Origin of the sequence: Bradyrhizobium diazoefficiens (genome assembly GCF_016612535.1) — a bacterium.
In the GTDB taxonomy this organism is placed as follows: Bacteria; Pseudomonadota; Alphaproteobacteria; order Rhizobiales; family Xanthobacteraceae; genus Bradyrhizobium; species Bradyrhizobium diazoefficiens_C.
On record NZ_JAENXS010000001.1, the window covers coordinates 845,703 to 866,835 of the forward strand.

Below are 21,133 nucleotides of genomic sequence, written 5' to 3' on the forward strand. Positions count from 1 at the left end.
AAGCGCGCGTGCGCGTCACACCCTCGGTGTCGTCCCGGCGAAAGCCGGGACCCATACCGCGAGGTCTATCGAGCGTACGCAGTGCGCGTACCAGCCCCCTAAGTCTTCGCCAAATTTCTCCCTGGGGTTATGGGTCCCGGCCTTCGCCGGGACGACGTGGAGAGAAAGCTTGGCCAACCCGCCCTACATCTGCACTTCGATCAGCCGCGGTCCGGGCTCGGCGACGGCCTCAGTCAGCGCCTTGTTGAACTCGTCGGCATTGGTGACGGCGCGGCCGGGCACGCCCATGCCCTTGGCCAGCGCCACGAAATCCAGCGTCGGCCGGTCGAGCCGCAGCATGTCGTTGGCGCGCTGGCCGGGCTCGCCGGCGCCGACATTGTCGAACTCGCCGCGCAGGATCTGGTAGATGCGGTTGGCGAACACGATGGTGACGATGTTGAGGTTCTCGCGCGCCTGCGTCCACAGCGACTGGATCGTGTACATCGCGCTGCCGTCGCCGACCATGCAGATCACCTTGCGGTCCGGGCAGGCGATCGCGGCGCCGATCGACAGCGGCGTGGAGAAGCCGATCGAGCCGCCCATGTTCTGGAGCCAGTCGTGCGGCGCGGCGGCCGCCGTCGGCGGAAAGAAGGCGCGGCCGGTGGTGAGGGACTCGTCGACCATGATCGCGTTCTCGGGAATCGCGTAGGCGATCGCCTGCGCGATCGAGGCGTGGGTCAGCGCACCGGTCGGCTTGACCAGCTCAGCCAAGGCCTGCGGCTTGACGTCCTTCGCGCTGGCCTTCACGGCGCCGGCCAGGGCTTCCAGCGCCGCGACCGAATTCTCGCCCCAGGAGGTCATGCGATGCACGTCGCAGCCCTCGGGCTTCAGAATGCTCGGCTTGTTCGGATAGGCGAAGAACGCCACCGGATCGTCGGACTCGACCAGCACGATGTGACGGAATTTGGCCAACATCGACAACGCGTTCTCGATCACGTAGTGGATGCGATCGATCGAGAAGCGGCCGCGGCCGCGCGCCATCCTGGGGCGGAAGGTCGGGCCCATCACGGTGCAGCCGGTCTTGGCGGCGATGCGTTCGGCCTGCGCCAGGCCCTGCTCGCTCAGCGCACTGCCGGTCATCAGCAGCAGCGTGCCCTCGCCGTCGCCGTGCAAAATCCTTGCGGCCTGCTCGACCGCTTGCGGCGAGTAGCTGGCACGCTGCTGCTCGGCCGGCACCTCGGCAATGCCGTCGGCCTCGTTCCAGGCGGTGTCGGCGGGCAGGATCAGGGTCGCGATCTGCGGCGGCGCGCTCTTGGCGGCGGCGATGGCCGCGGCGCCGTCAGCGGCGATCGATTTCGAATCCGGCGAGGTGCGGACCCAGGACGACATCGGCCGGGCCAGGCCCTCGATGTCGGACGTCAGCGGCGAGTTATAGCCGATGTGATAGACCGCGTGCTGGCCGACGATGTTGACGATGCCGGAATTCGCCTTCTTGGCGTTATGCAGATTGGCCAGGCCGTTGGCGAGGCCGGGGCCGAGGTGGAGAAGCGTCGAGGCCGGCGTGCCCTTCATGCGGAAATAGCCGTCGGCCGCCCCCGTCACCACGCCTTCGAACAGGCCGAGCACGCAGCGCATGCCCGGCACGCGGTCGAGCGCTGCGACAAAATGCATCTCGGAGGTGCCCGGGTTGGTGAAGCAGACGTCCACCCCACCCTTGACCATCGTCCGCACCAGGCTTTCCGCACCGTTCATTCCAAGGCTCCCGTCATTCCAAGGCTCCCGCAACCGGCCAATTCCAGTGATCCGTCCGATCAATCATTGTTCGCGAGCCCGGTCAAAGCAAGTGCCGGCATCGCGGCCCTGCCCCGCATGACGACGCGCCGGTAAAGCTTTTTCAGCAAATTGGCGCGGTTGCCGATTTGGTAACGCCAACCGCGGGAGACGACGGCCCTCACGGGGCCGTGGCTTGCGAAATGCCGGCGAATATGGCCTCTGGCGTTGGTTGAGAAGATCTTTTGCTGGGGGATACAATGATCCGGTTTTTTGCCGCACCAATTGCCGCCATCGCACTGCTGACCGCCACCGCTGGCGGCGCGTTCGCCGAGGAGTTCGACACCCGCGACATCATGGGCGGCGGCCCGAACTTCTTCCGCGGCGGCGCCAACCCGGTCCCCCGCACCACCGTCATGTACAACGGCAATTATGCCCCCGGCACCATTGTGGTGAATACCGCCGAGCGGCGGCTCTATCTGGTGCTGCAGAACGGCCAGGCGCTGCGCTACGGCATCGGCGTCGGCCGCGACGGCTTCCGCTGGGGTGGCGTGCACAAGATCACCGCCAAGAAGGAATGGCCGGAGTGGACGCCGCCGTCGCAGATGATCGCGCGCCGGCCGGACCTGCCGCGCCACATGAAGGGCGGCATCGAAAATCCGCTCGGCGCCCGCGCGATGTATCTGGGATCGACGCTCTACCGCATCCACGGCTCCAACGAGCCGGAGACGATCGGCCAAGCCGTGTCCTCTGGCTGCTTCCGCATGACCAATGACGACGTCACCGACCTCTACGGCCGCGTCGGGGTCGGCACCACCGTCGTGGTGCTCAACAACTGAGGCGCAATTGCCTCCATGCACGAGTGCGCTCCCTCTCCCGCCTGCGGGAGAGGGTTGGGGAGAGGGTCTCTCCACAACGGGACAATCTCCCAGAGGAAAGAACCCTCACCCGCCGCTACGCGACGACCTCTCCCGCAAGCGGGAGAGGTTGAGCGGAGCGCGACGCACTATGGGAACCCGCAGCGCGTGAATTTGCAGGCTTGTGCGCAGGCAGCGAATACGGCAGCGTTGCGTAACGATGAGCGCACTCAACCCGCCCTCGCCCGCCCTTCGCTTCGCCCTGCTGACGCTTGCAGCGCTCACATGCGTGCCTAACATCGCACCCATGACCGCCGCCGGCGAACTGCCTGCGATCGTTTCGCGCCAACGCGCCGAGAAGAAGAGCTTCACCGACGCCGAGATCGTCGACGGCTTTCTGAAGACCGCCTTCGGGGCCGAATACCACCTCGCCGGCCGCGTCGACCGCATCCGCAAGTTCGACGGGCCGGTGCGCGTGTTCGCCGAGACCGACCGCGCCGACCGCAAGGCGCAGCTCGCTAAAGTCGTGGCCGACATCGGCACCCGCGTGCAGCATCTCGACATCGCCATGATCGACACCGCCGAAGCCGCGAATGTCCGGGTCAAGCTCGTGCGCGACCGCGACCTCTACCGCACCATCACGAGCTTCTACGGCGCGGAGAAGGCGCGCGATATCCGCACCTCGCTCGACCCGCAATGCCTGTCCGGTTTCCGCAAGAACGACAATTTCGAGATCGAGCATTCCGACGTCATCCTCACCGTCGACGTCAGCGACTTCACCTTCCTCGACTGCGCCTATGAGGAGCTGCTGCAAGCGCTTGGGCCTATCAACGACACCGCGAGCGTGCCGTGGACCATGTTCAACGACAATGTGTCGATGGGCTATTTCGACGTCTATGACCAGTACATCCTCAATCTGCTCTATGATCCTCGCATCAAGCCCGGCATGACCGTGCTGGAGGTGAGGTCGGTGCTGCCCGAAGTCCTCACCGACGTGCGCGCCTGGGTGAAGAGGGTGAACGATCTGAAGGAGTGAGGTGCGTCATTGCGAGCGCGGCGCGTAGGGTGGGTTAGCGTCAGCGTAACCCACCTCTTTCGTCGCCCGCGTCGAGAGACGCGGTGGGTTACGCCAAGCGGTCTGCGCTTCGCGCAGCCGCACGGCTAACCCACCCTACTGCACGAGATCGGCGACGGTGGTTGCGGCTTTCAGGCCGGTGCCGGTGAGGACGGACACCGTGGTCTCGCTCGCCTTGATGGCTCCAACAGCAGACAGTTTCTCCAGCGCCGCAGCTGCGCTCGCGCTGGTGGGCTCGGCGAACAGGCCCTGCCGGGCGAGGCGCCGCAGCGCGGCGACGATCTCGTCCTCGGTGAGCGCAACGGTGCCGCCGCCGCTTTCACGCAGGGCGCCGATGATCTCGCGCAGACGCAGCGGATTCTTGATCGCGGTGCCTTCGGCGATGGTTTTGTTGACCTCGCGCGCGACCGGCGTATCGACGCCGGCCCTGAAGCTTGCATCGATCGGCGAGCAATTCAGCGGCTGAGCCGCGAACAGGCGCGGCAGCTTTGCAATCTGGCCCGCCTTCAACAACTCGCGGAAGCCGAAGGCGCAGCCGAGCAGACTGCTGCCAGCGCCGACGGGAACGATGACATTGTCGGGCGCGCGAAAACCGAGATCTTCCCAGATCTCATAGGCGAGCGATTTCGTGCCCTCGAGGAAGAAGGGCTGCCAGTTGTGGCTGGCATAGAAAGTCTGGCTCGACTGGCGGATGGCCTCGGCCTCCGACTCCTCGCGCGGGCCCTCGACCAGCTGCACCTCGGCGCCGTAGGCGCGCACCTGCGCGATCTTGGCTGGCGACGTGGAGGCAGGCGCGAGGATTTTCACGCGCATGCCGCCTGCCGCACCGAGACCTGCCATGGACGAACCGCCATTGCCGGAGCTGTCCTCCAGGATGGCGTCGACGCCGATCTGCCGAAGGAAGGACAGCATCACGGCCGAGCCCCTGTCCTTGAAGCTGCCGGTCGGATTGAACCATTCGAGCTTGAAGAACGGACGCAGGTCGCCCCAAGCCTGCTGCACCAGCGGCGTGCAGCCTTCGCCAAGCGTGATCGGATTCTTGATCTCGACCGAGAGCGCCGCGCGGTAGCGCCAGAGCGACCGCGTGCGGCCGTCGATGTCGTCGCGCGAAATCCCCGCTCGCGGCGTCACCAGCAGCGGCGTGCGCTCGTCCGAGCACCAGCGCGGCTGGTCGAGCGGATAGAGCTTTCCGTTGCGGGGATCGATGTAGCTGGCGCTGGGCATGGTGTTCTCCGGGGGCAGAGCCGATCCGGTCGATATGTCCGAATATGCAGGTTTTATCCAGTCGCCTGTTTGGAGGGTGCCGGGGCGGCCCTTCAAAAATTCAAACAATTACATACATATAGGATGCATTCCGGCGCCGTTCGCCCATCAGGACGAGCGCTGGGATGGCCGCTGGCCACCCCGAACGATTAACTTGTCTGTCGTGGCTGGCCGCTACAATATGTTGGATTGCGTCGCCGGAGCTCTGTTCCGGTAGCGCGAGTGAGCCAGGCCCGTCCGAGCGGCGGGCCGTTGGCTTTTTGGGAGTTTGGCCATGAGCCGCGCGAACCGTACCGACCACATCCGCCTCACCTCCCATCCGGAGCCGGGCCGGAAAGCCGCCTTCCCGATTCACTGGGGTGCAGCCGACGCGCGCGCCCGCGGACCGATCATCGGCACGGTGTCGCGCGCGCAGGACCGCAACGTCATCGGCAGCCATGGCGGCTCCTATGCGATGTACCGCGCGCTCGCCGTCTCCGCCGGCGCGCTCGACCCGATCCGGCGTCCCGACCTCACCAACACGTTTCCGGCCGCGACCGTCGGGCCGTTCGAGCAATGGCGCGATCCCGCAAAAATCGTCGCGCTCGATCCCTGGGGGCATCTGGTCGCGGAGAATTTCGGCAAGGACATCGCCGAAGGCATCGATATCCGCCCGAGCATCGCGGTGACGCGGGCGCGGCTGGATCTGCCAGAGATCCGTGAGGCGCTGGCCGCGAAGCGATTGCGCGCCGACGGCGAGGTCGTGCACGCCAACGGCAGCGTCTCGGTGGTGAAGATCGCGATCGATCCGGTCTGGTATCTGCCGGGCCTCGCCGAGCGCTTCGAAACCAATGAGACCGAGCTGCGCCGCACGCTGTTCGAGCAGACCGCCGGCATGTTCCCTGAGCTCGTGACCCGACCGGACATGAAGGTTTTTCTGCCGCCGATCGGCGGCACCACCGTGTACATGTTCGGTGACGTGACCAAACTGCCGGACCATCGCACCAAGATCACCTGCCGCGTGCATGACGAGTGCAACGGCTCCGACGTGTTCGGCTCCGACATCTGCACCTGCCGGCCGTATCTGATCCACGGCATCGAGGAATCCGCGCGCGGCGCGCAGGAGGGCGGGCTCGGGCTCGTGATCTACAACCGCAAGGAAGGCCGCGCGCTCGGCGAGGTCACCAAATTCCTGGTCTACAACGCACGCAAGCGCCAGGAGGACGGCGATGCGGCGGCCGCCTATTTCGAACGCACCGAATGCGTCGCCGGCGTCCAGGACGCACGCTTCCAGCAGCTGATGCCGGATACGATCCACTGGCTCGGGCTGAAGCGCATCGACCGTTTCCTGTCGATGAGTGACATGAAATATGATGCGCTGACCTCGCAGGGCATCGACATCGTCGAGCGCGTGCCGATCCCGCTGGAGCTGATCCCCGCCGACGCCCATGTCGAGATCGCCGCCAAGAAAGCCGCCGGCTACTACACCACCGACATTGCGCCGGAAAAGGACGTCGACGGCGTGGTCGGGCGTTCGCTGGAAAAATATTGATCGATTGATGGCGGACGCTTTGGAACGAGAGGCACGTGCGTTGCTCACCGCAAAGGCGGTTCGCACGCGTGCCGGACAAATGCTCGAGCTGGCCCTGAGCGATCGGCTCACCCATTTCACCATCGATCTCGATCGGATGGACGGCGTCGCGGAAGCCGTGCTGGCTGTCACGCGCAAAGCCTATCCGGCGCTCGACATTCCCTTCCACGCGCGATGGCGGCACTTTGTGTTCGGCGGCGTCGACCGCTGGGCCCAGCTGGCCGACGCGGCATCGTGGCCTGATCGCGCGGCGCGCGCGCGCGCGGAGTTCGACCTCGCCATCGTCAGCGTGCTGCTCGACGCCGGCGCGGGTGCCGCGTGGCGATATCGGGACGCTGTGACCGGACAAGGCATTGGCCGATCCGAGGGGCTCGCGATCGCAAGCCTCGACATGTTTGCCGGCGGCCTGTTTTCGGGTGATGCGCGCGCGCCCTTCAGGGTCGATGCCGGCGTGCTCGCAAAACTGCCGCTCGCCGCACTGACGTCTGCATTTCAAGCGAGCGACGCCAACCCGCTGCTCGGCCTCGACGGGCGCACCGATCTGCTGCGGCGACTGGGCCGGCAGGTGGCGGCGCGCGCCGATGTTTTCGGCACGCAGGACTCGCCGCGGCCGGGCGGCTTGTTCGACCACATCGCGGCACAGGCTGTGGGCGGCGCCATCCCCGCGCCCGCGATCCTGTCCGCGGTGCTCAACCAGCTCGGGCCGATCTGGCCGTCACGGCTCGAGCTCGCAGGCGTCCCGCTCGGTGATTGCTGGCGCCACCCGGCGCTTAGGGCGGAGGACGGGACGGCAGGCCTCGTGCCGCTGCACAAGCTATCGCAATGGCTGAGCTATTCGCTGATCGAGCCGCTCCAGCGCGCCGGATTTGACGTCATTGACATCGACGGCCTGACCGGGCTCGCCGAATACCGCAATGGCGGGTTGTTCGTGGATCACGAGGTGCTGCGCCTGCGCGATGCAGCGGACGCCGATCGCGCGCATGCGGTGGATTCGATGCTCGTGGTGGAATGGCGTGCGCTCACTGTTGCGCTGCTGGACCGTCTGGCCGAACTGGTGCGCGCCAAGCTCGGCCGCACGCCGGAGTCCCTGCCGCTCGCCAGCGTCCTGGAAGGCGGCACCTGGGCCGCAGGCCGGGCCATCGCGTTCGCGCGCCGTCCCGACGGTGCCCCGCCGCTCAAGGTGATCAGCGACGGCACGGTTTTCTGACCCCTCATCCGGCGCTTCGCGCCACCTTCTCCCACAGGGGGAGAAGGGAAGAAGCAAGAGCATCCGATCATGGAAGGCGTCACGATCGTCGATCATCCGCTGGTCCAGCACAAGCTGACGTTGGTGCGCGACAAATCGATCTCGACAAAGTCGTTCCGCGAGCTGATCAAGGAGATCGGCATGCTCTTGTGCTACGAGGTGACGCGCGACCTGCCGCTCACCGACACCGTCATCGAGACGCCGCTGGCGACGATGCACTCGGCCAAGATCGCCGGCAAGAAGCTGGTGTTCGTGCCGATGCTGCGCGCCGGCACCACGTTCGTCGACGGCATGATGGATCTGGTGCCGACCGCGCGCGTCGCCCATATCGGGCTCTACCGCGAGCCGCACAGTTTTGCCGCGGTCGAATATTTCTTCAAATCGCCGTCCGATCTCGGCGAGCGCCTGGCGATCGTGGTGACGCCGGTGGTCGCGACCGCCAATACGGCCGTGGCCGCGATCGACCGGCTGAAGGAGCGCGGCGCCAAGGACATCCGCCTCGCCTGCCTGATCGCCGCGCCGGAAGGACTCGAGCGGCTGCGGGGCCTGCATACGGACGTGCGGATCTGGACGGCCGCGGTCGACGAAGGTCTCGACGAGAACGGCTTTATTTTGCCGGGCCTCGGCGACGCCGGCGATCGCGCTTACGGAACGAGATAGCAGCGCGGGCGCCTACAACCCCGTTCCGATGGAATCGGAACGGGGCTCTAGATTCTTGTTTTGACGCGTTTTCTTTACGCGAACCGGCATCCACTTCGCTCGAAAACGCTCTAGATCTTCCCGCTGCCGCAAATCCCCTTCAGCGCCTGCCACTCCTTGTCCGTCAGCAGCGGCGGCCCGCTGGCGGGACGGTCTTCCCTCGTCATGCGGGCGAGACGGTCCTCGGTGAGCGGATGGCTCGCCAGCAGCGTCGCAAAGCTCGAGCCGCCTTCCTTGCCGGTGATGCGGAACATCAATTCGGCCGCGGGTTTCGGCGAGCGGCCGAGCCTGTGCATGATCTCGATCGCGAAGGTGTCGGCGTTGGTCTCGGCCTCGCGCGAATAGGAGGCTTCGACCACGCTGCGCGAGGCGAAGATCACGGCGGACGAACCGGTGACGTCGCCGAACAACAGGCCGATCAGGAACGAGGTGCCGCCGTTGTAGATCAGGCCGCGCATGTTGTCGTGATGCTTGAGATGGCCGAGCTCGTGGGCGAGGATGCCGGCGATCTCGTCCGGATTGTCGGCCTTGTCGAGCAGACCGCTCAGCACGAAGACCTTGCCCCCGGGCAGCGCAAATGCATTCGGCACCGAGGTCTGCAGCACGCCGGCCGTCATGGAGTCGTCGTCGAGCCCGGCGGCGTCGCGCAGGCGGTTGACGAGCTTGGAAAAGGCGGCCTGCCCGGCTGGCTCGCTGCAGGCGCCGCCGCGGAAGATGGTCTTAATCTGAACCTCGGACGCATCGCCGATCCGCCGCTCGATCGGTTTCGGCACCAGCGGCGCCAGGCGATCCGCGGCAAGCGGCACACCGAACAGCACGACGCAGACGATTGAGATGGCGGCAGCCAACGACCAGCCGACGATTTTTGCGACACCGCGGCGCGAGGTCTGGTGCTCGTCGAGACGCATGCAGCGGGCGGTCACGTCTGCGGCGAGTGCGGCGTCGCGGATTTCGAGCCGCGCCAGCGGCGGTGCGGATGTCGAGGCCAGACGTAAAATTCCGGAGGGACTGTCGGCGCGGCGAATGTCTGCGTAGACCCAGCGAACTGGCGTACCACCGTCCTCGAGAATCTCGAGTGCTTCGCCGAGGGCCAACGTCACCTGCCGCCGGCGGCTCGACACGCCGTCGAAGAAGATCGTCGGCTTGGCCGACTGCGCCGGGGCCTCGGTGGACAATTCACTCACAGCTCAGAATCCCGCGACATCGAGACCATCGGCAAAGCCTTCGCCGAGTGCGCTGGCGAGCTCGCCGCTGGCGCGGACATCGGCCGCCGCTCCGATATCGTGCACCGCGACGGTTTCCAGCACCTTGGCCCAGAGATCGCGCTGGAGATAGACGCGCATGACGATGTTGAGAGCAAGCGCAACGGCGAAATAGCCGACCACCATCATGACCAGCATGGGAATGCTCTTGGCGTGACCACCGGGCCCGAGGACCTGCTCGACCGGAAGGCCACTCAGCTTGACCGCGAGCGCCATCACCCCGGCAATGTAGAGGCCAAAGATCGTGCTCAGCAGCAGCCACCAGCCGACCACCTTCCAGTACAAGCCGTAGAACGCGTGGTGCGGCAAGCTCGAGGACAGGCTCACGCCGCCGATGCGGATGCCGTCGAGCCACCAGCGCCATTCGCGCGCTTTGAATTCGGCGTAGAAGAACGGTGCGAGCGGGAAGATCACGATTGCAATCGGGCTGAGCAGCCACAGCCACCAGCCGCGTTTGAAGAACGTCCAGCCGTCGGCTTCGAAATCGCCTTGGAGGTCGCCAAAATGCGTATGTCGCAGCTTGTAGCGCTCCAGCGACGCCTCGCGCCACGGCAGCGCCAGGCCGAGCGTCAGGAACACCAGCAGACCCCACAACATCGCGCGGAACGAATAGACCCAGCCTGAGCCGTCCATCCAGAAGCGCACACCACGCCAGACCGTGCGGGTCAAACGATAACGTCGCGCGCGAAAAATCGCGAACTGGCCGAAGGCGTAGAAAGAGATGAACAGCGGCGTCGAGGCAAAGCCCTGCCAGCGCTCGAACTCGATGCCGACCAGGAAGTATGCAAGGTAGATCGGCACCAGGATCGCAAGCGCGAACAGGAAGCCGATCAAGAGCTCCTTGCCCCGGCCGGTGTATTCGGCGGCGTCGCCGTCGACCGCAGTGTTCGACCACAGATGCCGGCGAATGTCGGTGACGAGCCAGAACCGGTAGAAGCCGAAGGTGACGAGCTCCAGCATGGCACCCTTGGTGACCATTTTTCGGAACTCGGAGCGATTGCCGGTGAAGTCGACCCGCGTGGGCGGCAGCGGCGGCGGGACCGGTTCGGAGCCGGTGGGGGCCCATTGCATGTCGTTCACGGCGGCAACCTCGGGATGCGGAGTTGGCTCGATCAAACTATAGATCAGAGATTAGTCGATCCCCAAGATGGCCGGGTTCGATTTTACCCCGGTTTCGATCGATTTCTCGCATGGTGCAGATTGACCGGCGTGCCGCGGGTCACGTTTCGTAGCCCGGATGGAGCGAAGCGTAATCCGGGACAGCATCAATGGCGGCCTACGCACCTCTCCCCACCTCTCGCGACGGTTGGATGTGGTAAAACTCGCTCTTGCTCCGACGCAGACAACCGGCTGTAATTGCAAGCCAAATACCGCAGAGCAGAATTCAAGAAAATCGCGCGGTTCACGCCAGGGAGAACGGTCATGCACGGGACCATCGAGAGCGCGGCCAAGCTCGACGCACTGCGCGAGCGGGCATCGACATTGCCGCTTGCGCAATTCGATCCGGGCGATCCCGAATTGTTCAGGACCGATACGTTCTGGCCCTATTTCGATCGCCTGCGCCGCGAAGATCCCGTGCACTATTGCAAGGATTCGATGTTCGGGCCGTACTGGTCGGTGACCCGCTACAACGACATCATGGAGATCGAGACCAATCATTCGGTGTTCTCCTCCGCCTCCGCGCTCGGCGGCATCACCATCCGCGACATCGATCCCGACCTGCGCCGCGAGAGCTTCATCTCGATGGATCCACCACGGCATGCCGCGCAGCGCAAGACCGTGGCGCCGATGTTCACGCCGACGCATCTGGACAATCTCGCGCTCAACATCCGCAAGCGCTCGGCCGAGTGCCTGGACAATCTGCCGCGCGGCAAGGTCTTCGACTGGGTCGACCAGGTCTCGATCGAGCTCACCACGCAGATGCTCGCGGTGCTGTTCGACTTTCCCTGGGAAGACCGTCGCAAGCTGACGCGCTGGTCGGACATCGCCACCACCATTCCCGGTCCCGACGGACTGGTCGCGACCGAGGACGAACGTCAGGCCGAGCTCGCGGAATGCGCGGGTTATTTCGCGCGTCTGTGGAAGGATCGCGGCGAGCAGCCGCCGAAGAGCGATTTGCTCTCGATGATGGCGCATGGCCCCGCAACGCGCGACATGGACGCGAGGAACTTCCTCGGCAATCTCGTCCTCTTGATCGTCGGCGGCAACGACACCACGCGCAACACCATGTCGGGCTCGCTTCTCGCGCTGAGCCAGCATCCGGAGCAATATCGTAAGCTGCGCGAAAATCCTGCGCTGCTCGACAGCTTCGTGCCGGAGGTGATCCGCTGGCAGACGCCGCTGGCGCATATGCGCCGCACTGCGCTCGCCGATTTCGAATTCCGCGGCAAGCAGATCAAGAAAGATGACAAGGTCGTGATGTGGTACGTCTCGGGCAACCGCGACGAGGAGGCGATCGAGAGGCCCTACGATTTCATCATCGACCGCGCCCGCCCGCGCACCCACCTCTCCTTCGGCTTCGGCATCCACCGCTGCGTCGGCTTGCGGCTCGCCGAACTTCAGCTCAAGATTATCTGGGAAGAGATCCTGAAACGGTTCGACCAAATCGACGTGGTCGGCGAACCCAAGCGGGTGTATTCGAGTTTCGTAAAGGGTTTGGAAACGCTGCCGGTGAAGATTGCGGCGTGAATCAACTCCCTCTCCCCGTTCTTACGGGGAGAGGGTTGGGGTGAGGGGCTCTATCCGCGAACGCGGTGAGAACCGGATCGCGGAGAGTCCCCCTCACCCGGAATTCAAGCTTCGCTCGAATTCCGGCCTCTCCCCGCGCGGGGGGAGAGGCGAAAGAACAACTGGGAGCCACCACCATGAACGTCCAAGCGCCGGTTAAAGTGGACAAGGCCGAACGCATGCGCCGGGCCCGCGAGGAGGCCTATTCGACGCCGCTGGCACAATTCCACCCCGGTGCGCCCCGGCTGTTCCAGGACGACACGCTGTGGCCGTGGTTCGAGCGGCTGCGCAACGAAGAGCCGGTGCATTACTGCACCAATGCGCCGATCGAGCCCTATTGGTCGGTTGTGAAATACAACGACATCATGCATGTCGACACCAGTCACGGCATGTTTTCCTCGGACTCGACGCTCGGCGGCATCGGCATCCGCGATGTGCCGGCGGGTTACGACTGGCCGAGCTTCATCGCCATGGACCAGCCCAAGCACTCGTCGCAGCGCAAGACCGTGTCGCCGATGTTCACGCCGACGCATTTGGACGAGCTGGCAAAGCTGATCCGCCAGCGTTCGCAGACCGTGCTGGACAATCTTCCCCGCAACGAGACCTTCAATTTCGTCGAGCGGGTCTCGATCGAGCTGACGACGCAGATGCTGGCGACGCTGTTCGACTTCCCCTGGGAAGAGCGGCGCAAGCTGACGCGCTGGTCCGACGTCTCCACCGCGCTGCCCAAGAGCGGCATCGTCGAATCCGCCGAACAGCGCCGCCGCGAGATGGACGAGTGCTACGCCTACATGTCGAAGCTGTGGAACGAGCGCGTCAATTCGGCGCCGCGCAACGATCTGCTGTCGCTGATGGCGCATAGCGACGCCACGCGCTTCATGGACCCCGACAATCTCATGGGCAACATCATCCTGCTCATCGTCGGCGGCAACGACACCACGCGCAACACCATGACCGGCTCGGTGCTGGCGCTGAACGAGAATCCCGAGCAGTACGACAAGCTGCGCGCCAATCCAGCGCTGATCGACACTATGGTGCCGGAGGTGATCCGCTGGCAGACCCCGCTCGCGCATATGCGGCGGACCGCGCTCCAGGACACCGAGATCGGCGGCAAGCACGTCAAGAAGGGCGACCGTGTCGTGATGTGGTACGTCTCGGGCAACCGCGACGAGGAGATGATCGAGAAGCCGAACGAGTTTATCATCGACCGCCCGCGGCCGCGCACCCATCTCTCCTTCGGCTTCGGCATCCACCGCTGCGTCGGCATGCGGCTTGCCGAGCTCCAGCTCAAGATCGTCTGGGAGGAGATGCTGAAGCGGTTCGACCGCATCGAGGTGGTGGGCGAGCCGAAGCGGATCTATTCGAGCTTCATCAAGGGATACGAGTCGCTGCCGGTAAGGATTCCGGGGTAGGCTCTCTCCTCCGTCATTGCGAGCGCAGCGAAGCGATCCAGAATCCCACCGCGGAGACAATCTGGATTCCTTCGCTGCGCTCGTAATGACGAGATTTTGGATGCGTATGCGCGTCACACTTCAGGCGGCGAACGCTGCGACACCTACAGCTATAAAATTTCGGCATGACAGCTCGCACAACATGCGATGGGGTCGCTCGCGGCCTTCTGTCCTAAACCGCGTTGAAGGAACCCCAGCTGTCTACGGCGTCATGGCCGGGCTTGTCCCGGCCATCCACGCGTTGCCCAGCGGCACAAAGAACGTGGATGCCCGGGACAAGCCCGGGCATGACGACCTTAGGCAAGCCGGATGTCCCACACGCCCTCCTTGCGGCAGGCGGCGACTTCGTCGCGCAGCAATGCGGTGACGGCTAGCGACGCCGTCGAGGCCGGGCGGTCGATCGGAGAGGCAAAAATGAGCTCGCGCGTCATCGGTTTGGAGACGACAGCGGTTTCGAGCCGTCCGTCCGCGACCTCGCCGTGCACCGACGAGGGCGGCAGCAGCGCGAAGCCGAGACCTTCCTCGACGAGGCTCGTCAGCACGCGAAACGAATCTGCTTCTAACTGGACGTTGAGCTTGATCTTGCGCTGGGCGGCGGCGTGCTCGATCAGCGCGCGGAGGCCGTGGGAATGACTGGGCAGCACCAGCCTCTGCCGCAGCAGCCAGCCGATATCGACGCTCTTCCTGCGCGCGAGACCGCAGCCGCGCGGGCCGACGGCGACGATGTTGTCGCGGCCGAGACTTTGCACGTCGAGATGCAGATCGGCGGAACGGCCGTAGAGGATGGCGAGATCCATCTCGCCGCGATGCAGCCATTCGACGATATGGCCGCTATAGCTCTCGACGATGCGCAGCGAAATGCCGGGAAATTTTTCGACGCAGCGCCGCGCAAAGCGCGCCGACAGCACACAGCTTACGGTCGGAACCAGGCCCAGCACGACTTGGCCGGACGGCGGTCCCTTGACCGACTGGATGTCGTCGCGGATCTGGTCGATCTGGCGGACGATGCCGGAGGTGCGCGCCAGCAGAAGCCGGCCGGCCTCGGTCAGCACCATGCCGCGACCGTTGCGGGTGAACAGTTCGACGCGCAGCTCGTGCTCGAGAAGCTTGATCTGGCGGCTGAGCGCCGGCTGCGCCACGCGCAACGTGTCGGAGGCCTTCGAGAGACTGCCGAGCTCCGCCACGCAACTGAAGGTCCTGAGCTGCCGGAAATCCATGCTTGCCAATCCTGGAAGGCTACCCCATACGCTATAGCAAATGAGCATAGGGGGCTGGCATTGTTTTCACAACGCCAGAGGATCGGCCGGCGTTATCTTAACTGCCGCTATCAACGGGAAACGCCATGAGTGAAGACCACCACAGCGAAGATCACGCCGACATCCGCGAAGCCGTCGCAAAACTCTGCGCGCAGTTTCCCGGCGAATATTGGCGCAAGCTCGATCGCGAGATGGCTTATCCCAAGGCCTTCGTCGATGCGCTGACGCAGGCCGGCTATCTCTCCGTGCTGATCCCCGAGGAATATGGCGGCGCGGGTCTGAAGCTCTCGGCCGCCGCGGCAATCCTCGAAGAGATCCAGCGCGCCGGCTGCAACGGCGGCGGCTGCCACGCCCAGATGTACACGATGGGCACGCTGCTGCGGCACGGCAATGACGAGCAGAAGGCAAAATACCTGCCGAAGATCGCGAGCGGCGAATTGCGCCTGCAGGCGTTCGGCGTCACCGAGCCGACCAGCGGCACCGACACGACGTCGCTGAAGACGTTTGCGCGCAAGAACGGCAATGCCGGCTACATCGTCAACGGCCAGAAGATCTGGACCAGCCGCGCTGAGCATTCCGACCTGATGCTCCTGCTGGCGCGCACCACGCCGAAGGATGAGGTCAAGAAGCGCACGGATGGACTTTCGGTCTTCATCGTCGACATGCGCGAGGCCAGGAACAACGGTCTGGAGATCCGGCCGATCCGCACCATGATGAACCACGCCACCACCGAAGTGTTCTTTACCGACATGAAGGTGCCGGCGGAAAACCTGATCGGCGAGGAAGGCAAGGGTTTTCGTTACATCCTCTCCGGCATGAATGCCGAGCGCATCCTGATCGCCGCCGAATGCATCGGCGACGCCAAATGGTTTATCGCCAAGGCCACGAGCTACGCCAAGGAACGCAGCGTGTTCGGCCGGCCGATCGGCCAGAATCAAGGCGTCCAGTTCCCGATCGCCAAGGCCTACGCCGCGATGCGCGCGGCTGAATTGATGGTGAAGGAAGCCACGCGCAAATACGAAGCCGGGCTCGACTGCGGCGCGGAAGCCAACATGGCAAAAATGCTCGCGGCGGATGCGTCCTGGGAGGCGGCGAATGCCTGCGTCCAGACCCATGGCGGCTTCGGCTTCGCCGAGGAGTACGATATCGAGCGCAAATTCCGCGAGACGCGGCTGTATCAAGTGGCGCCGATCTCGACCAACCTCGTGCTGTCCTTCCTCGCCGAGCACGTGCTCGGCATGCCCCGCTCGTACTGAGGCAGCCATCATGGGAGCATTGGACGGGATTCGGGTGATTGCGGTCGAGCAGGCGGTGGCGGCGCCGTTCTGCTCGTCGCGGCTGGCGGATGCCGGCGCGGAGGTCATCAAGATCGAGCGGCCGGAAGGCGATTTCGCCCGTGGCTACGACGCGGCTGCCAGGGGCCAGAGCAGCTATTTCGTCTGGCTCAACCGCGGCAAGCAATCAGCGGTGGTCGACCTCGCCACCAAAGAGGGGTGCGCCGAGCTGGAGAAGCTGATCGCGAGCGCAGACGTGCTGATCCAGAACCTCAAGCCGGGTTCGATGGACAAGCTCGGCTTTTCGCGCGAGCGGCTTTTGCAGGACTATCCCAAGCTGATCTCCTGCACCATCACCGGCTATGGCGACGAGGGCCCCTACGCGCACCGCAAGGCCTATGATCTGCTGATCCAGGCCGAGAGTGGCCTTGCCTCGATCACCGGCAATCCCGACGGCGCCTCGCGCGTCGGTATGTCGATCGTCGACGTTGCGACCGGCGCGACCGCGCATGCGGCGATCCTGGAGGCGCTGATCGCACGCGGACGGACCGGCAAGGGCTGTGACATCCGCATCTCCATGTTCGACGTGATGGCGGACTGGTGCACCGTGCCGCTGCTCAACTCCGAGGCCGGCAATCCGCCCAAACGCATGGGGCTGCGTCATCCCTCGATCGCGCCCTATGGCGTGTTCACCTCGAAAGACGGCAAGGACATTCTGATCTCGATCCAGAGCGAGCGTGAGTGGAAGACGCTCTGCGCCGAGGTGCTGGACCAGCCCGACCTGCCCAAGGACCCCCGCGTCGCCAACATGGTCGAGCGCGTGCGCAACCGCGACTTCACCGACACGACGGTTGCCGATATCTTCGGCAAGATGACGCGCGACGAACTGTTGAAGCGGCTGTCGGACGCCGACATCGCGTTTGCCGAGGTCAACACCATGGCCGATCTCACCAATCATCCGCATCTGCGCCGCATCGAGGTCGACACGCCGAACGGCCGCGTCAGCTATCCCGCGCCGGCGCCGATCGTCGTCGGCGAGACTCGCGCTTACGGCGCGGTGCCTGCGATCGGCGAGAAACCTGCCAAGAAGTCATAACAAGAGCGAGGCGTCATGACCGAGAAGCTCGACATCGATCATTTGCGGCAATGGATCGGCCGCAGCACGGAAGCCACCGATATCGTCACCGCGCAGCTCGTGATGGGCCTGCGCGCGACGCTATTCCAGGAGGTCGGCGAGCCCAAGGCGGGCGATGCCGCGCCGTTCACGGTGCATTGGTGCCTGGCGCAGCCGGTGTTTCCGATGTCGATGCTCGGCCCCGACGGCCACCCGACCCGTGGCGGCTTCCTGCCGCCGGTGCCGCTGCCGCGCCGGATGTGGGCCGGCGGCGAGATCGAGTTCCTGCAACCCTTGCGCGTCGGCGATGAATCGACGCGAACCTCGCGCATTGCCGACGTGCAGGTGAAGACCGGATCGACCGGAACGCTGTGCTTCGTCTCGGTCGAGCACAGCATCTCCTCGCCACGCGGCGCAGCCATCCATGAGCGGCAGGACATCGTCTATCGCGAGGTGACGAGCAGCGCGCCGGCAACGGCCAAAACCGCGCCGCCGCCACCGAAGGCGCAGCATCGCGAGACGCATGTGTCGGATCCCGTGCTGCTGTTCCGCTACTCCGCACTGACCTTCAACGGCCATCGCATCCATTACGACCGCGACTATGTCACCAAGGTCGAGGGCTATCCGGGCCTGATCTTCCACGGGCCCTTGCAGGCGGCGCTCATCGTCGAGATGGCGGCAAAACTCCGCAGCGGCAAGCCGCCGAAGAAGTTTACCTATCGCGGCGTGCAGCCGCTGTTCGAGGGGTCAGAATTCTCCATCAACGCCAACGATGCCGGCGACAGCATGGAGCTGTGGACGGCGAACGCAGAGGGGCAGCCGACGATGAAAGGCACGGCGGTGTGGTAGAACACCGCTGCGTCCTCCCCGTCATTGCGAGCCAACGGGTCCGCGCAAAGCGCGGCCCGATGACAGGCTCCGCGAAGCAATCCAGACCTTTCCCGCGGCGACATTCTGGATTGCTTCGTCGCAAGGGCTCCTCGCAAGGACGGGGGATGGTAGCGCGCCAACAAACAACAGGGGATGGAAACCATGTCCAAGAACGGCAAGACCGGCAGCAAGTCCGTCACCGTCAAGCAGGCCACGCTCGACCTGCTGCGCTCGTTCGGCATCAGACGCGTGTTCGGCAACCCCGGCTCGACCGAGCTGCCGTTCCTGAGCGACTGGCCCGATGACATCGATTACGAGCTGGCGCTCCAGGAAGCCTCCGCCGTCGGCATGGCCGACGGTTATGCGCAGGCGACCCGCAATGCCGGCTTCGTCAATCTGCATTCGGCAGCCGGCGTCGGCAACGCGCTCGGCAACATCTACACCGCGCATCGCAACCAGACGCCGCTCGTCATCACCGCGGGCCAGCAGGCGCGCTCGATCCTGCCGTTGCAGGCGTTTCTCTACGCCGAGCGCGCGTCCGAATTTCCGCGCCCCTATGTGAAGTACAGCGTCGAGCCGGCGCGGCCCGAGGACGTGCCGGCCGCGATCGCGCGGGCCTATTACACCGCCATGCAGCCGCCCTGCGGGCCGACCTTCGTGTCGATCCCGGTCGACGACTGGGCGCATGCGGCAGCGCCGATCGAGGCGCGCAAAGTCAGCCGCGAGATCGGGCCCGAGCCCGACGCGATGAAAGCGCTGGTCGCAGCCCTCGGTTCCGCAAAACACCCTGCCCTCGTCGTCGGCCCCGGCGTCGATCGCGCCGGTGCGGTCGATTTGATGGTGCGCGTGGCCGAGAAGGCCAAGGCGAGCGTCTGGGTCAGCCCGTTCTCGGCGCGCTGCTCGTTCCCCGAGCGGCATCCGCAATTCGCGGGCTTCCTGCATGCGTCACCGGCGCAACTCTCCGATGCGCTGCGCGAGCACGATGTCGTTGTCGTGATCGGCGCGCCCGTGTTCACATTCCATGTCGAGGGCCATGCGGCGATCTTCGATGGCGGCGCGACGATCTTCCAGATCACCGATGATCCAGACGCCGCCGCCGTGACGCCGGTCGGCACCAGCATCATCGCGACCATGAAGCCGGCGCTGGCTACGCTCCTCGACATGCTGCCGGAGAGCAAACGCGCCACGCCAAAGGGACGCACCTTGCCGCTGGCGCCGCAGGCAGCCGATCCGCTGCCGGTCGAATTCCTGCTGCATTCGCTGTCTCAGGCGATGCCGGATGGCGCGTCGCTGGTCGAGGAAGTCCCGTCACATCGGCCAGCGATGCAAAAGTTCATGCCGATGCGCGGCCAGGACAGTTTTTACACCATGGCGAGCGGTGGCCTTGGCTATTCCCTGCCCGCTGCCGTGGGCATGGCGCTCGGCAAGCCGAACAGCCGCACGGTGTGCCTGATCGGCGACGGCTCGGCGATGTATTCGATCCAGGCGCTGTGGACCGCCGCGCAGCGCAACCTGCCGCTTACCATCGTCGTCATCAACAATTCCGGCTACGGCGCGATGCGCTCGTTCAGCCAGGTGATGCAGGTGAGGAACGTACCGGGACTGGAGCTGCCGGGGATCGATTTCGTGCGGCTGGCCGAAGGCATGGGCTGCCATGCCGTGCGCGTGAGCAAGGCCGCGGAGCTTGGCGAGGCACTGAAGCGCGGGATGGCGCACGAGGGGACGAGCCTGGTCGAGGTCGTCGTCGATTCGGCGGTGCCGGTGCTGTACGGGCAGAAGCATTGACGGTGCCGTAGCCCGAATGGAGCGAAGCGAAATCCGGGGCTGTCTCTTCGGGGGTGATTCCCGGATTGCGCTGCGCTCCATCCGAGCTACAAGATTCTACTTCCCGAACTCCTCCCGCATCTTCGCCTGGATCTTGGCCATGCCGCCGATCCAGCGGTCGTAATTCTCGGTCTTCTTGCGCATGTAGCCGAGCACCTGGGGGTGCGGGAGGATCAGGAAGGTTTCCTGCTCGAGGCCGGCCAGCACATCCTTCGCCACCTGCTCGGGCGTGAGGTCGCCGTCGCCGGACTGCGGGCCCTTCGGGATCGAGCGCAGCATGTTGGTGTCGACGCCCTGCGGGCAGAGGATCGAGACCTTGATGTTGTGAGCCTTGTGCGAGATCGCGAGGTTCTCGGCAAAACCCACCGCGGCGTGCTTGGTGGTGGAATAGGCCGGGCTGCCGACCTGCGACAGCAGGCCCGCGGCCGAGATCGTGTTGAGGAAATAACCGCCGCCGCGCGCCTTCATGCGGGGGACAAGATGCCGCGCCGCATAGACATGGGCCATGACGTGGATCGCCCAGCTACGCTGCCATGGCTCGTCGGAGGCACCGCCGGCATTCGCCGACATCGGATCGAAGCCGCCGCCGATGCCGGCGTTGGAGCAAAACAATTCGATCGGGCCGAACTGCCGCTCGGTCTCATCGATGACGTGCGAAACATCTTTCTCCTGCGCAACGTCGCATTTGAAGGCCGCGCCATCCACCGTGGCGGCGACGGCCCGCGCATTCGCAGCGTCCATGTCCGCGACCACGACCTTGGCCGCCCCCGCCGTGTGAAAGGCCTCGCACAGCGCCTTGCCGATGCCGTTGGCGCCGCCCGTGACGACCACGACCTTGCCGGTCACCTGCATGCGACGTCTCCTGTTTTCTTGATTTGTCTTATCCCGCTGCGCGG

General features: G+C 65.1%; 17 protein-coding genes. 11 read left to right on the top strand and 6 right to left on the bottom strand.

Translation table 11 applies throughout. The annotated features are described in order from the left end of the window. Nucleotides 1–183: 183 nt before the first annotated feature. Nucleotides 184–1,731: an acetolactate synthase large subunit gene (locus JJE66_RS03990; protein WP_200512800.1), complete on the bottom strand. Its 1,548-nt coding sequence runs from the start codon at nt 1,729–1,731 to the stop codon at nt 184–186. A gap of 278 nt (nt 1,732–2,009) precedes the next feature. Here JJE66_RS03990 and JJE66_RS03995 point away from each other — a divergent pair, with 278 nt between their 5' ends. Both JJE66_RS03995 and JJE66_RS04000 read left to right on the top strand, forming a co-directional pair. After that, nucleotides 2,010–2,588, top strand: coding sequence for a L,D-transpeptidase (locus JJE66_RS03995; RefSeq protein ID WP_200512801.1), 579 nt, complete (start codon nt 2,010–2,012; stop codon nt 2,586–2,588). Between the two features lie 238 nt (nt 2,589–2,826). Further along, complete coding sequence (locus JJE66_RS04000) at nt 2,827–3,642, top strand: DUF2927 domain-containing protein (RefSeq protein ID WP_200512802.1); 816 nt, start codon at nt 2,827–2,829, stop codon at nt 3,640–3,642. Between the two features lie 135 nt (nt 3,643–3,777). On the opposite strand, the gene JJE66_RS04005 is transcribed toward JJE66_RS04000, so the two are convergent. Beyond that, the gene (locus JJE66_RS04005) at nt 3,778–4,905 is read right to left on the bottom strand and encodes a threonine synthase (protein WP_200512803.1); all 1,128 of its coding nucleotides are present in this window, start codon (nt 4,903–4,905) and stop codon (nt 3,778–3,780) included. Between the two features lie 313 nt (nt 4,906–5,218). On the opposite strand from JJE66_RS04005, the gene JJE66_RS04010 reads away from it, so the two are divergent. The 3 genes from JJE66_RS04010 (at nt 5,219) to upp (ending at nt 8,420) form a co-directional block, all read left to right on the top strand. Then, nucleotides 5,219–6,475 carry a GTP cyclohydrolase II gene (locus tag JJE66_RS04010; protein WP_200512804.1) on the top strand — a complete coding sequence of 419 codons (1,257 nt, stop codon included), beginning with the start codon at nt 5,219–5,221 and terminating at the stop codon, nt 6,473–6,475. A 7-nt stretch (nt 6,476–6,482) separates the two neighbouring features. Continuing rightward, complete coding sequence (locus tag JJE66_RS04015) at nt 6,483–7,721, top strand: URC4/urg3 family protein (protein WP_200512805.1); 1,239 nt, start codon at nt 6,483–6,485, stop codon at nt 7,719–7,721. Between the two features lie 69 nt (nt 7,722–7,790). Beyond that, on the top strand, nt 7,791–8,420 hold the full coding sequence (gene upp, locus JJE66_RS04020) for a uracil phosphoribosyltransferase (protein ID WP_200512806.1): 630 nt from the start codon (nt 7,791–7,793) through the stop codon (nt 8,418–8,420). Between the two features lie 110 nt (nt 8,421–8,530). On the opposite strand, the gene JJE66_RS04025 is transcribed toward upp, so the two are convergent. Further along, nucleotides 8,531–9,643, bottom strand: a complete 1,113-nt coding sequence (locus tag JJE66_RS04025; RefSeq protein WP_200512807.1) for a M48 family metallopeptidase — start codon at nt 9,641–9,643, stop codon at nt 8,531–8,533. A gap of 3 nt (nt 9,644–9,646) precedes the next feature. Then, on the bottom strand, nt 9,647–10,792 hold the full coding sequence (locus tag JJE66_RS04030; RefSeq protein WP_200515265.1) for a YjgN family protein: 1,146 nt from the start codon (nt 10,790–10,792) through the stop codon (nt 9,647–9,649). Between the two features lie 351 nt (nt 10,793–11,143). On the opposite strand from JJE66_RS04030, the gene JJE66_RS04035 reads away from it, so the two are divergent. Further along, on the top strand, nt 11,144–12,409 hold the full coding sequence (locus JJE66_RS04035) for a cytochrome P450 (protein ID WP_200512808.1): 1,266 nt from the start codon (nt 11,144–11,146) through the stop codon (nt 12,407–12,409). Nucleotides 12,410–12,585: 176 nt separating this feature from the next. Further along, nucleotides 12,586–13,860 carry a cytochrome P450 gene (locus JJE66_RS04040; RefSeq protein ID WP_200512809.1) on the top strand — a complete coding sequence of 425 codons (1,275 nt, stop codon included), beginning with the start codon at nt 12,586–12,588 and terminating at the stop codon, nt 13,858–13,860. A 335-nt stretch (nt 13,861–14,195) separates the two neighbouring features. On the opposite strand, the gene JJE66_RS04045 is transcribed toward JJE66_RS04040, so the two are convergent. Further along, entirely contained in the window at nt 14,196–15,116 is a 921-nt protein-coding gene (locus JJE66_RS04045) for a LysR substrate-binding domain-containing protein (RefSeq protein WP_200512810.1), read from the bottom strand. Between the two features lie 125 nt (nt 15,117–15,241). On the opposite strand from JJE66_RS04045, the gene JJE66_RS04050 reads away from it, so the two are divergent. The 4 genes from JJE66_RS04050 (at nt 15,242) to mdlC (ending at nt 20,198) form a co-directional block, all read left to right on the top strand. Continuing rightward, nucleotides 15,242–16,411, top strand: a complete 1,170-nt coding sequence (locus tag JJE66_RS04050; protein ID WP_200512811.1) for an acyl-CoA dehydrogenase family protein — start codon at nt 15,242–15,244, stop codon at nt 16,409–16,411. A gap of 10 nt (nt 16,412–16,421) precedes the next feature. Next, nucleotides 16,422–17,525 carry a CaiB/BaiF CoA-transferase family protein gene (locus JJE66_RS04055; RefSeq protein WP_200512812.1) on the top strand — a complete coding sequence of 368 codons (1,104 nt, stop codon included), beginning with the start codon at nt 16,422–16,424 and terminating at the stop codon, nt 17,523–17,525. A gap of 15 nt (nt 17,526–17,540) precedes the next feature. Then, on the top strand, nt 17,541–18,392 hold the full coding sequence (locus JJE66_RS04060) for a MaoC family dehydratase N-terminal domain-containing protein (RefSeq protein WP_200512813.1): 852 nt from the start codon (nt 17,541–17,543) through the stop codon (nt 18,390–18,392). A gap of 183 nt (nt 18,393–18,575) precedes the next feature. After that, nucleotides 18,576–20,198: a benzoylformate decarboxylase gene (gene mdlC, locus JJE66_RS04065; RefSeq protein WP_200512814.1), complete on the top strand. Its 1,623-nt coding sequence runs from the start codon at nt 18,576–18,578 to the stop codon at nt 20,196–20,198. A gap of 96 nt (nt 20,199–20,294) precedes the next feature. Here the strand turns inward: mdlC and JJE66_RS04070 are convergent, their stop codons facing one another. Then, the gene (locus JJE66_RS04070; protein WP_200512815.1) at nt 20,295–21,089 is read right to left on the bottom strand and encodes an SDR family oxidoreductase; all 795 of its coding nucleotides are present in this window, start codon (nt 21,087–21,089) and stop codon (nt 20,295–20,297) included. Nucleotides 21,090–21,133 lie beyond the last annotated feature (44 nt).

Bases quoted from the DNA above. Each gene is read 5' to 3' on its own strand.
- JJE66_RS04015 (WP_200512805.1), top strand. From the start codon at position 6,483: ATGGCGGACGCTTTGGAACGAGAGGCACGTGCGTTGCTCACCGCAAAG.
- JJE66_RS04010 (WP_200512804.1), top strand. From the start codon at position 5,219: ATGAGCCGCGCGAACCGTACCGACCACATCCGCCTCACCTCCCATCCG.
- JJE66_RS03990 (WP_200512800.1), bottom strand. From the start codon at position 1,731: ATGAACGGTGCGGAAAGCCTGGTGCGGACGATGGTCAAGGGTGGGGTG.
- JJE66_RS04000 (WP_200512802.1), top strand. From the start codon at position 2,827: ATGAGCGCACTCAACCCGCCCTCGCCCGCCCTTCGCTTCGCCCTGCTG.
- JJE66_RS04040 (WP_200512809.1), top strand. From the start codon at position 12,586: ATGAACGTCCAAGCGCCGGTTAAAGTGGACAAGGCCGAACGCATGCGC.
- mdlC (WP_200512814.1), top strand. From the start codon at position 18,576: ATGTCCAAGAACGGCAAGACCGGCAGCAAGTCCGTCACCGTCAAGCAG.
- JJE66_RS04070 (WP_200512815.1), bottom strand. From the start codon at position 21,089: ATGCAGGTGACCGGCAAGGTCGTGGTCGTCACGGGCGGCGCCAACGGC.
- JJE66_RS04035 (WP_200512808.1), top strand. From the start codon at position 11,144: ATGCACGGGACCATCGAGAGCGCGGCCAAGCTCGACGCACTGCGCGAG.
- upp (WP_200512806.1), top strand. From the start codon at position 7,791: ATGGAAGGCGTCACGATCGTCGATCATCCGCTGGTCCAGCACAAGCTG.
- JJE66_RS04050 (WP_200512811.1), top strand. From the start codon at position 15,242: ATGAGTGAAGACCACCACAGCGAAGATCACGCCGACATCCGCGAAGCC.
- JJE66_RS04005 (WP_200512803.1), bottom strand. From the start codon at position 4,905: ATGCCCAGCGCCAGCTACATCGATCCCCGCAACGGAAAGCTCTATCCG.
- JJE66_RS03995 (WP_200512801.1), top strand. From the start codon at position 2,010: ATGATCCGGTTTTTTGCCGCACCAATTGCCGCCATCGCACTGCTGACC.
- JJE66_RS04045 (WP_200512810.1), bottom strand. From the start codon at position 15,116: ATGGATTTCCGGCAGCTCAGGACCTTCAGTTGCGTGGCGGAGCTCGGC.
- JJE66_RS04055 (WP_200512812.1), top strand. From the start codon at position 16,422: ATGGGAGCATTGGACGGGATTCGGGTGATTGCGGTCGAGCAGGCGGTG.
- JJE66_RS04060 (WP_200512813.1), top strand. From the start codon at position 17,541: ATGACCGAGAAGCTCGACATCGATCATTTGCGGCAATGGATCGGCCGC.
- JJE66_RS04030 (WP_200515265.1), bottom strand. From the start codon at position 10,792: ATGCAATGGGCCCCCACCGGCTCCGAACCGGTCCCGCCGCCGCTGCCG.